Source organism: Ruegeria sp. B1, assembly GCF_056535885.1.
This window is the reverse complement of the sequence record NZ_JBQFJA010000001.1, coordinates 636,363-647,344: the sequence shown is the minus strand read 5'-3', so window position 1 is coordinate 647,344 and position 10,982 is coordinate 636,363. Positions and strand designations below refer to the sequence as shown.

At 57.1% G+C, this 10,982-nt stretch carries 10 protein-coding genes; 3 read left to right on the top strand and 7 right to left on the bottom strand.

Translation table 11 applies throughout. The features are described 5' to 3' along the window. Position 1: 1 nt before the first annotated feature. The 3 genes from ACR3ES_RS03180 to lpdA are packed head-to-tail and all read left to right on the top strand — an operon-like array spanning position 2 to position 3,637. Complete coding sequence (locus tag ACR3ES_RS03180) at positions 2-1,015, top strand: alpha-ketoacid dehydrogenase subunit beta (protein ID WP_170431418.1); 1,014 nt, start codon at positions 2-4, stop codon at positions 1,013-1,015. A 3-nt stretch (positions 1,016-1,018) separates the two neighbouring features. Further along, positions 1,019-2,275, top strand: coding sequence for a dihydrolipoamide acetyltransferase family protein (locus ACR3ES_RS03175; RefSeq protein WP_170431420.1), 1,257 nt, complete (start codon positions 1,019-1,021; stop codon positions 2,273-2,275). Beyond that, a complete protein-coding gene (lpdA, locus tag ACR3ES_RS03170; RefSeq protein WP_170431422.1) occupies positions 2,276-3,637 on the top strand; it encodes a dihydrolipoyl dehydrogenase in 1,362 nt (453 codons plus the stop codon). A gap of 170 nt (positions 3,638-3,807) precedes the next feature. Here the strand turns inward: lpdA and ACR3ES_RS03165 are convergent, their stop codons facing one another. The 7 genes from ACR3ES_RS03165 to ACR3ES_RS03135 all read right to left on the bottom strand — a co-directional run bounded on the left by ACR3ES_RS03165 (position 3,808) and on the right by ACR3ES_RS03135 (position 10,714). Then, on the bottom strand, positions 3,808-5,097 hold the full coding sequence (locus ACR3ES_RS03165; protein WP_170431424.1) for an oligosaccharide flippase family protein: 1,290 nt from the start codon (positions 5,095-5,097) through the stop codon (positions 3,808-3,810). Continuing rightward, the gene (locus ACR3ES_RS03160; protein WP_480458655.1) at positions 5,067-6,098 is read right to left on the bottom strand and encodes a hypothetical protein; all 1,032 of its coding nucleotides are present in this window, start codon (positions 6,096-6,098) and stop codon (positions 5,067-5,069) included. Before ACR3ES_RS03160 ends, ACR3ES_RS03165 begins: the two co-directional genes overlap by 31 nt. A gap of 97 nt (positions 6,099-6,195) precedes the next feature. Beyond that, a complete protein-coding gene (galE, locus tag ACR3ES_RS03155) occupies positions 6,196-7,209 on the bottom strand; it encodes a UDP-glucose 4-epimerase GalE (RefSeq protein WP_170431428.1) in 1,014 nt (337 codons plus the stop codon). 29 nt (positions 7,210-7,238) lie between these two features. Beyond that, positions 7,239-8,216: a glycosyltransferase family 4 protein gene (locus ACR3ES_RS03150; protein WP_170431429.1), complete on the bottom strand. Its 978-nt coding sequence runs from the start codon at positions 8,214-8,216 to the stop codon at positions 7,239-7,241. Next, the gene (locus ACR3ES_RS03145) at positions 8,155-8,994 is read right to left on the bottom strand and encodes a hypothetical protein (RefSeq protein WP_480424785.1); all 840 of its coding nucleotides are present in this window, start codon (positions 8,992-8,994) and stop codon (positions 8,155-8,157) included. The genes ACR3ES_RS03150 and ACR3ES_RS03145 overlap by 62 nt, the downstream gene beginning before the upstream one ends. A 78-nt stretch (positions 8,995-9,072) precedes the next feature. Continuing rightward, complete coding sequence (locus ACR3ES_RS03140; RefSeq protein ID WP_480424783.1) at positions 9,073-9,210, bottom strand: hypothetical protein; 138 nt, start codon at positions 9,208-9,210, stop codon at positions 9,073-9,075. Positions 9,211-9,721: 511 nt separating this feature from the next. Then, positions 9,722-10,714 carry an NAD-dependent epimerase/dehydratase family protein gene (locus ACR3ES_RS03135; protein ID WP_170431433.1) on the bottom strand — a complete coding sequence of 331 codons (993 nt, stop codon included), beginning with the start codon at positions 10,712-10,714 and terminating at the stop codon, positions 9,722-9,724. Between the last annotated feature and the right edge of the window lie 268 nt (positions 10,715-10,982).

Genomic DNA, 10,982 nt, shown 5'->3' with positions numbered 1-10,982 from the left:
CATGACCCAAATGACAATGATCGAAGCCATTCGCGATGCCCATGATGTGGCCATGGCGGCCGACGACCGGGTGGTTGTATTCGGTGAGGATGTCGGCTTTTTCGGGGGTGTCTTCCGCTGCACCGCTGGTTTGCAGGAGAAATACGGCAAGAGCCGCTGCTTTGATACGCCGATCAATGAAAGCGGCATCGTTGGTACGGCAATCGGTATGGCTGCCTATGGTTTGAAACCGGTGATCGAGATTCAGTTCGCCGATTATGTCTATCCCGCCTATGATCAGATCGTAAGTGAGGCCGCGCGTTTGCGCCACCGCTCGAACGCCGATTTCACCTGCCCGTTAGTCATCCGCATGCCCACGGGTGGCGGTATTTTTGGCGGCCAGACCCACAGCCAAAGCCCCGAGGCCCTGTTTACCCATGTGTCGGGCCTCAAGGTGGTGATGCCGTCCAACCCCGTCGACGCCAAAGGGCTGTTGCTGGCCTCGATTGCCGACCCGGATCCGGTGATCTTTCTGGAACCAAAGAGGCTCTATAACGGGCCATTTGATGGGCACCACGACAAGCCGCTCACCACCTGGAAAAAGCACGAGCAGGGCGACGTTCCAGCAGGTGGTGAGATCGTACCGCTGGGCAAGGCCAAGGTCACCCGCGAAGGGGCGGATGTGACCGTGCTGGCTTATGGCACCATGGTTTATGTGGCCGAGGCCGCTGCACAGGAAACCGGCATTGACGCAGAGGTGATCGACCTGCGGACACTCATGCCGCTGGATCTGGACGCGATCACCGCTTCGGTGAAAAAGACCGGGCGCTGCCTGATCGTGCATGAAGCCACGCGCACCTGCGGCTTTGGTGCCGAGTTGCTGAGCCTCGTACAGGAAGAATGCTTCTATCACCTCGAAGCGCCGATTATCCGGGTCACCGGTTGGGACACACCTTATCCGCATGCTCAGGAATGGCAGTATTTCCCGGGCCCCGAACGCGTTGGTGAAGCCCTCAAAACTGTCATGGAGGACTGAGCCATGGGCGTGCACATCATCCGCCTTCCGGACATTGGCGAAGGCATCGCCGAAGCCGAGTTGACCGGATGGCAGGTCAAGCCCGGCGATGTCGTTCGAGAGGACGATATTCTGGCCGTTGTGATGACCGACAAGGCCGCGGTCGAGGTGCCATCATCCGTGGCTGGCACAGTTCTGGAACTGGGCGCCGAGATCGGAGAGTTGATGGCCGTTGGCGCCACTTTGATCCGTATTGAGGTCGACGGCGAAGGCAACGAAGGCGACGCCCCTGCCGACGCTGCGGTGCCCGACATTGAACCGGAATCCGAGCCAGAGCCAAAGGTCGAGCCCAGGCCTGACCCTGCAAAAACACCCGAGCGGGCGGCACCTGCGGTGGTTCGAGCTCAGGGCACCAAGCCGCTGGCCTCACCCTCGGTCCGCGCCCGTGCCCGCGAAGAAGGGATCGACCTGCGCCACGTGCCGGGATCCGGTCCGGCCTCGCGGATCAGCCACAGCGATCTGGATCAGTGGATTGCCTCGGGCGGCATTCAGCAGGGTCAAATCACCCGCGGTGCCAATACCGGCATCGAAGAGGTGCGCGTTGTCGGCATGCGCCGCAAGATCGCCGAAAAGATGCAGCTTTCAAAGCGCCAGATTCCGCATATCACCATCGTCGAAGAGGTTGAAATTGAGGCGCTCGACGCCCTTCGGGTAGCCCTGAATGATAAACACAAAGGTGATCGGCCAAAGCTGACCATGCTGCCGTTCCTGATGCGCGCGATTGTCGAAGCGGTGCGCGAACAGCCCGGACTGAACGCGCGTTTTGATGACGAGGCCGGCATCATTCATCGCCATGGCGGCGTGCATGTAGGCATCGCTACGCAGACGCCAAACGGGCTGAATGTCCCGGTGGTCCGCCACGCCGAAGCGCGCAGCCTGTGGGACAACGCCGCTGAACTGACCCGGCTGGCCGAGGCCGCGCGAGATGGCACGATCCAGCGCGAGGATTTGCAGGGCGGTACCATCACCATTACCTCGCTCGGACCCTTGGGCGCATTGGCCACCACGCCGATCATCAATCATCCCGAGGTGGCCATTGTGGGCGTCAACAAGATGCAGATCCGCCCGGTCTGGGACGGCCAGCAGTTCCAGCCGCGCAAGATGATGAACATCTCGTGCAGCTTCGATCATCGGGTGGTCGACGGCTGGGATGCGGCGGTCTTCGTGCAGAAACTGAAATCCCTGCTGGAAACTCCGGCCATGCTGTTTGTGGAGGGCTGAATGTCGGACCTGAAATGTAAGTTGCTGATCATCGGCGCGGGTCCCGGCGGGTATGTCTGCGCCAATCGCGCAGGTCAGTTGGGCATCGACACGATCGTGGTGGACGAGGGCAAGCCCGGCGGCACCTGTCTGAATGTGGGCTGTATCCCCTCCAAGGCGTTGATCCACGCAGCCGACGAGTTTCACCGTATCGCGACGATGAATGACGGGCCGCTTGGCATTACCACCGCAGCTCCCGCAATCGATCTTGCCAAGACCGTCGCCTGGAAAGACGGTATCGTCAAACGGCTGAACAATGGCGTCTCAGGTCTGATGAAAAAGGCAGGCGTCCGGTTCGTTTCAGGCCGTGCCCGGTTCTTGGATGGCAAGACGGTGTCGGTTACCGGTGCTGACGAAGAAGCCCGCGAAATCAGCGCGGAATACATTGTCATCGCATCCGGCTCAGCCCCGGTCGAACTGCCGTTTTTGCCGTTTGGTGGTGATATTCTATCCTCGACCGAGGTACTGGCGCTGCGGGGCGTACCTTCAAGCCTCGCCGTCGTGGGCGGTGGGTATATTGGGCTGGAACTGGGGACGGCGTTCGCCAAACTGGGTGCCAAGGTCACAGTGGTCGAGGCCGAGACCCACATCCTGCCCACTTACGACAAAGCACTGACTGAACCAGTAGCCAAACATCTGTCAGCACTGGGCGTTACGGTCATGCCCGGCGCCAGGGCGCTGGGGTTCGCCGATGGTATTCTGACCACGGATCAGGGTGATATCACCGCCGAAAAAGTGCTGGTGACGGTTGGCCGTCGCCCCCGCACCCAAGGCATCGGCGTTGAGGAATTGTCTTTAACCATGAATGGACCGTTTATTCAGATCGACAATACCTGTCAGAGCTCGATGCGGGGCATCTACGCAATCGGGGATGTGACTGGTGACCCTATGCTCGCGCATCGTGCTATGGCGCAGGGTGAATTGGTTGCCGAGCATATCGCGGGTCACGCCGTGGAGTGGGACAAACGCGCGATCCCGGCAGTCTGTTTCACCGACCCCGAGATTGTCACCTGCGGCGCTCTACCCGATGAGATCGAAGGTACACAGGTCAGCGATTTCCCGTTGGCAGCCAATGGTCGGGCCATGACATGCGAACGCGAAGACGGTTTCGTCCGCGTGGTCTGGCGCGAAAGCGACCATGCGGTTATGGGCATTCAGGCCGTTGGCGCGCAAATGTCGGAACTATCGGCCGCCTTCTCCATCGCCATTGAAATGGGTGCCTGCCTTGAGGATATCGGCGCAACCATCCACGCCCACCCAACCCAGTCCGAAAGCCTGCAGGAAGCTTGCCTTCGGGCTTTGGGCAAGGCGCTGCATATCTGAAGGCCGGTCGGCCCGCATCGGTCGGGCTGGTCCCCTCTGCCGGCTGAGAAACGCCGCGTCGAGGGCTCTATTTTGGCATAAACGAGCTGGAAATCCACCTACACTACGGCCTGAAACCGTTCAGAGGAACCAAACCATCCCCGCATGCTGAGATCACTGCCAGATTCAACTCACCCAACAGATTTCGACGTGCTCCGAAGGTGGAAGAAAAGCAGAATCACGCACCAGAGTGAGACTGAAAGCGTGTGGGCAATAGCGCCACCCGTAATTCCAATGGCGGGCGTAAGAAGCGCAACCAAGGAAAGAAAACAAACAGTGCGGATGAGAGCCGCCACGATCAACGCGCTGTCTTTGCGCCCGACCTGCAGCAGGATGTCGATGGGCCCGAAAGCGCTGTTGATCAGAACCGAGAGGGCAAGAATGCGGACGGCTTGTTTGCCGCCCAGGAAGGTTTCCCCAAAAATGGTTTCTACAATCAGGTCGGGAAAGACCATCAGAGCGAGTACGACGGGTATGGAAAAACCCATGCACAGGCGGATCGCGTTTAAGTAAACCCCCGTTGTTGCACGCCTTCCCCCGTTTTTGTCTGCCTTGGCGACCTGTGGGGCTATGACTGCCTTGGCGGCCAACAGTCCCATGCCGGCGGCCACAGAGAGCTGATAGGCCACGCGGTAAATCCCCAACTCTTCGGCCCCTGCAATATGACCGATCAACAGGAAGGAAATCGGAAAGGACGTCGTGATCAGGATAGAGGTGGCTGAGTTGAGCGCCCCTCCGTGGATCCAGGGCAACCAGGAGAATTGAGCGGGGCCGCTCCACCGTTGGCGTGTGAAACACCAGAAAGTCAGGCCGGAGAACCCCGCCGTGGCCAAAGTGGCAGCAAACAGGGCGAGAATTGCGTCTTCATAGGTTAAATCGCCCACAGTGTGTATCAGCGTCAGGATGACCAGGAAAAGTAGCCCAAGACCCGGTCGTAGCAGAAGCTCGGCAACTTGGCCGATTGTTGTTCTGCCCAGACCACGGGTGGCGTTTTCGAACAGGATGGAAAGACCCCAGAGAAGCACAATTGCCCAGGCGACCCATCCCATTCCACCTTCGACCGGTTCATACCCAACGACCAGCTGCGTCAGACCGTAGACCAGCCCGCAAATGCCAAGCAAACCCAGGAAAACGGCGATAGAGAAGATCAACACTCCTTTGCTCAGGGAGTGGTTGCCTTCAACAGTGTTTAGGGAAACCTCGCGCAAGACGAGCACAGGCAAGCCGGCGGTTGACAGGAAATAGCCCAGCGAAATCCACGAAAAGATCAGCACGTATTGGCCATAGAATTCCGGCCCAAGTACACGAGCCAGGACAACCCCGTTGAGGAACGTCAGCACCGCTGAGGCGACGCGCATCACGGCAGAACTGAGCAGGGATTCTTTCAGGTTCAAGAAGACACATTCCCAGAACTGGGCCATTTTCCTGAGCTATGCGATCCGGTGAAACGCTGTGTAGCTATCCAGAGCAAGGGATTGTTGAGGGTCGCCTTGGTTGCGAGCACAATAGCGATGTTTACCAGCGAAAACCGCATGCGAACCAGAAAGGCAGTTACCAGCAAAGCACCCGGAAAACCCAAGATCAGGAGGGTAGAGAGAAGCGGCCCCAGGTCATATACGACGAACTTTTGAATGATGTCGGTGTCATGACCCTGAAAAAAGTTAAATTCGTCGAATGCGATCTGGTCCCAAGTGAAAAACAAAGCCTCGAACCGTTTGGCCGTTTCCAAACCTTGCCCCGCGTACAGCGACACCTTTTCGACAAAGAACAAATAGAAACTCCGCAGCGCAACGACTCCGCCGACCAAGACGACGGGCAACAACAGCAGGGAGAATTTACTGCGCAGCACTTTGCGCAAATCCATTACGATCTTGAAGGCAGCCAGAATGGTGATCGAACTGAAGGTCAGGAGGGCAATCCCTGCAAAAGTCATGCTGACGAAGCGTTGCCGGGGGTGAGTCTGATCGGCCCAGAGTGACAACAACAGCATGTGCAGCCCAAGTGTCGAGGGTTCTTGATACAAGCCCGAAACCCGAAACTTCAGAAAGACGTTGTCGTGAACCGCGTGACGGCTTTCTCCATAAATGAGTTGCGGGATCAGGTCATAGCCAAATGCGATCAGCGTAAGTGCCGAGGTCGCTACCGCTCCGGCATGAATCCACAATACCGGTATCAAATTCCAATTGCCCTGTGATTCATTGATGAGACGGGTAATTAGGATCGCCAGAAGCAGGCTGACCAGGAAACCGAATTTAGCAGGGTCCAATATGATAAGAACTACAGTGGCACTGGCCAGCCCGACAAAGGCCAACGCATCGTAAGGCCGAAATCTCATGCGGAGATCTGTCAGAAGATAGAACACCAGAAGAAATGGCACCACCCGTGCCCCGATCTCCGGCAGTGGGACGAAATAGAGCGACAACAGAATTGGCGTAAGCCAAGCTCGGGTCGTTGCTGAGGCCGTCGCCCTGCCATAGGTATCGACGCCGTGCAGATATCGATCCGTGGTTACCACCCCGTCACCCTGCGTAACCGTTTGGGTTCGCTTTCTGCCAAATCCATGTGCTCTTACACATGTCATCCACATCGTATTGCGCCGCCCAGCCCAAAAGCGACTGCGCCAGATCAACCGCAGCCAGACTGCGCGCGACATCGCCGGGGCGGCGTGCAGCGATCCGATGGGGGATATCGCGGCCGGAGGCTCGTGTAAAAGCCTCGATCATCTCCAGCACCGTGGTGCCGCGGCCCGTACCTACATTGATCGCCTGCGCTCCGGTCATAGTATTGCTGTAGCCCAACGCTGCCAGATGGGCGCTGGCCAGATCCTCGACATGGATGTAGTCGCGCTCGCCCGTACCATCGCGCGTTTCGTAATCGTTGCCGAACACCGCCAATTGATCGCGCCGCCCGACCGCCACCTGTGCCACAAATGGCATCAGATTGTTGGGGATGCCGTTGGGATCTTCGCCGAGCCACCCGGACACATGCGCGCCCACCGGATTGAAATAGCGAAGCAGCACTGCGCGCGCGTCAGGCCACGCCACGGCCCAGTCTCTGATGATTTCTTCGACGAAGTATTTGGTCCTGCCATAGGCATTGGTCGGCTTCAAAGGGTGCTCTTCGTCATAGGGCAGATACTCGGCCTCACCATAGACCGTGGCCGAAGACGAAAACACGATCTGCTTGCAGTCGTGCTTTTTCATTGTGGACAATAGGGTCATGCTGCCCCTGACATTCTGGTCATAATAGTCCAGCGGAATCTGCTGGGATTCCCCCACCGACTTGAGTCCCGCAAAATGAATCACTGCCTCGGGGCTGAAATCGGCAAAGCACTGGTTCAAGAGCACTTCGTCGCGCACGTCGCCTTCTTGGATGGCAAAGTCTTTGTTGGCCAGTTGTCGCACCCGTGTCAGAGGTTCGGGTGAGCTGTTGGAGTAGTTGTCAAAAACCATCACCTCATGACCTTGCCTAAGAAGTTGCAGCAAGGTGTGGCTACCAATGTAGCCAGCCCCTCCTGTTACGAACACACGCATGATTTTGTCCTTTCTCGCCCGCCTCTGTATCAAGTTCCGGGATTGGCACCAAGCAGCTGTTCCCAAACCTTCAGCCAGCGTTCCTGAAAGCGCTCGCGGACAGTGCGGCGTACTGCATCCCTCAGCGTCGCGCGGTCTTTAGCGGTGCCATCATTGATACGGGCAATCGCTTGCGCCAGCCGCTCTCCATCCTCATCCACCATTGGGACATCGGGAATCTCAAAGACAAAACGCTGCGAGGGCAGGTTGGTCACCAGAGGTATCAACCCGCCATCCATGGCTTCGAGCAGCGACAGGGACAGGCCCTCACGGTCACTAAACGAAACATAGAAGCGGCAGGTCGAGGCGATTTTGGTGATCTGCTCATGAGGCATGGCACCATGAAATCGGATGTTCGAGCCTTCGATTTCATATCGTGTGCGCAATTCGGGCAGCAAATCGCCATCGCCGATGATGTGCAGGATGCCTCCGGGCTGATACCTGTGCCAGAAGGCTACGGTTTTGTCGACGCACTTGGCCCGGGTGACCCGACCGACAAAGACAGCATCCGCGGATTGATCCGTGGCCTTGATACCCGCGCTGGAAAAGTTCTCCAGCACGAACACCCGGTCATTGGACCGGTTGGGATAGATATCGTCCGACACCAGCACGATCGCTTTTTGCGTAAAGGCTTGCGCCCGGATGACGGCCCGGGTCAGCCCCTGCCGCTGGCCCGGCCCGTGGATCACCGTGATGTATTTACGGGTGGGGCGCAGAAACCCCAGTAGTGCGGCGCGCAGATCGTGAAATACGTAGGTGTTCCGCCCAAAGGCGATGTCGCGCATCAAACGCAGCATTTCGACCGCGCTGAGAGTCTGCAACGCAATGATCTCGCACCCCCAGTTGCGGCGCATGGTCTCAACATAAATCTCGGCACCGCCGAAACTACGCCCGCTCCAAAGGACATTAATATTTTTTGGCGCGGAGGTCTCGTTCAACGCAGTCGAGATAGGTGTCGGCTTGTTCATTGCTCCGCTCCATCATTGTACGCTCGAGGACAAAGCTCTGACCGTTGGGGATGATCGCCACGCGTTCTTGCGCAAGAAAAGGATAGTCGAGAAGCCCCGAGCGATATCCGATCAGCACCTCTGCATTAGAATACAGGGTGTTGCTGATGACAAAGCGATCCGAAAAATCATACTTGCCCGGTTGGCTGCGCGGATGTGGCTTGACCATGATCTGCTCGGAACCGGTCGTATCCAGAATGCTCTGAAGCAGGCCGGTTTCCTGGGCCTTGGAGATGCCCATGGTCTGCCTAAAGGGTTCGTCGATCAATTGATAGGCCACCGGATCGTCGACAACGGGTATATCCTCGATAGTACCGAAACGCGTGGGATCTGGACGCGGGCAGGCCATATCTTGAAAGCGATCCCGCCCCAAGGCATCTATCCATTCCGCAAGGTAATCCGAGGTGAAGTGATAGACGGTCGTTGGCACACTGTGCCGTCCTTGGCCGAGCAGTCCCACCAGTTTACACAGTAGGATGAACACGCTCCAGTAAATCAGCTTCTTAAAGTTGCTCAGGAAGTATCCGGGCGGCAGTTCTTTGAAGCGGCGGCGTTTGTTGACGGCGTGCTGCAGGATCACCACTGAGTCCGCGTAGCGCCCCAGCGCCTTTACGGCGGCCTTATCCGGGGGCCGGGCACCCAACAGAATCATTGTTCCCGTACCTTTGCGCACCAACCTCAGGATCTGGCCCCAGCTACGGGCCTCCTCAAAAAAGAGTACCCGATCGCTGTCTTTCATCAGGCTGCGCGCGAAGCGGCGTGCGTCCGTCGTGTTCAACGCGATGATCGTACGTTCCGGGCGTGCCATAACCTATTCTTACACTTCTTTCGCGAGGGGGCCGAGACGGTCGGCCAATTGGTCGACCGGGATCATGTTCGGGCCATTGCCGGGTGCCTTATCAGGGTCTTCGCGGGTTTCCACATATACACCGCCAAAACCGGCGGCACGCGCCAAAGTGGTGACAAACTTTCGTTCATCGCCCGAGCTGTTACCCCGCCCGCTGGATTGCTACACAGAGTGCGTGGCAGCGAAAGCCACCGGGCTCCTCCGGTCAAATGGGATGTCTCCGATGGTTACGATGTACCGGTCGTTCACGAAATCTGACATAGTTCATTTCTTTGTGGGTAGTCTAGATACTGTGTACGTCTTTATGGCCTTAAGCTGGGTAGGTTTTCGTAAGGCAGGGTCTGTTGCAAATTTTGGCCGGCGTATTGCTCGTTGGTGGTGTTTGATCCGACTGGCGGTTTGACCGCCACAATATCCGGACCGCCCGATAATCGACTTCACGCGCTTCGCTTCATCTGCCGCGACCCTGGCGGGTATCGAGGCCGCCAGGGTGATCCGCAAAGGGCAACCTGGATTCTCGGCAAGTGGGTTGCGTCAATTTGCAGATCGCGCGCGATAACCCCACCAATCACAACCATGGCCTCGTTCAACGCCAGAGGTTGCGGCAGATCCTCTCAGTCTACTCTGTATAGAAAATTTCCCGAGCCGGATCAGGTGCAATAAACTCCGATTGCAATGTGCGCTCAAGCCCATCCTGCAGCGAATAGGGGGGCTCAAACCCGTCCAACTCGTGCTTGGAACTGGAAAAGCTGGATTCCGAAGTAAACTTGATCACACGGATGGAACTGACGGGGAATTTGCGGCCGCTGATGTAGGTAATAAAATCAAACACCTTGCCAATTCCGATGCCCAGCCAGCGCGGCAGGCGCAGACCGGCGCCGTTCTTTTGGGTCAGCTTACCCCGTACCAAACCGACCAGCGCGTTCATGTCTGCGTCGGGGGTATCGACATAGTTAAAGATGCCGTGTTTGCGGTCAGTGCGGATGCAAGTTTCGAGAAATGCCGCCACGTTGCCTACGTAAGCCATGGATTTGCGGTTTTTTCCATTCCCGATCATCAAAAAGCGTCCTGAGGCAATCTGGTTGAGCAGGTTGTAGACATTGCCGCGATTGCCTTCGCCAAAAACCACGGTCGGGCGCAACACGAGCAAAGATTTTTGTTCCGCCGACTCGTTGTACCAGGCGTCGAGCACTTCTTCGGCCTGCCATTTGGTGCGACCGTAGTCATTGAACGGGTTGATCCTGCCACTTTCATCGGTGCCTGATGGGGCAAACCCATAGACGGCGACGGTGCTGGTGAACACGATCTTTGTAATTCCCTTTTCATCGCAGACCTCAGCGAGGTTGCGTGTCCCGTCTACATTGGTCGAGGTATAAGCATTTGGATCGGAGACATCATCCGTATGCACAGCCGCCAGATTGACCACCACATCTCCGGTAATGGCCTTACGAAGGGTGTCCTTAACACGGATATCCGCGATTTTGGTCTTTTCCGGGAAGCGGACAGATGTCTTTAGATCAATAATTTCAAACGGAATTTGATGATCGGCCAGGCGTTGACAGAGGTTGGTGCCGATAAATCCAGACCCTCCGACAATTGAAACTCGCTGCACGTGAAAGACCCGCTTCTTCTCTTAAGATTTTGATAGCCGAATATGTGCGTTCAGGCATTTTCGAACCACAGTGTGCACACCTTTAGCCTCCTACGATTTACAGGTACAGTACATCTTTGGAGGATGAGACCTCAATGGACCCGCCCGGTTTGGTGCCGCTCAAATTGTTTTTGGGGCGACCTTTCTTTCGAAAGCACATGGATGGTCTTATGGTCGGTCTCTTGCACAGTGAGCACGGTGATAACCCTGGAGAACATCCCCTCTCGAC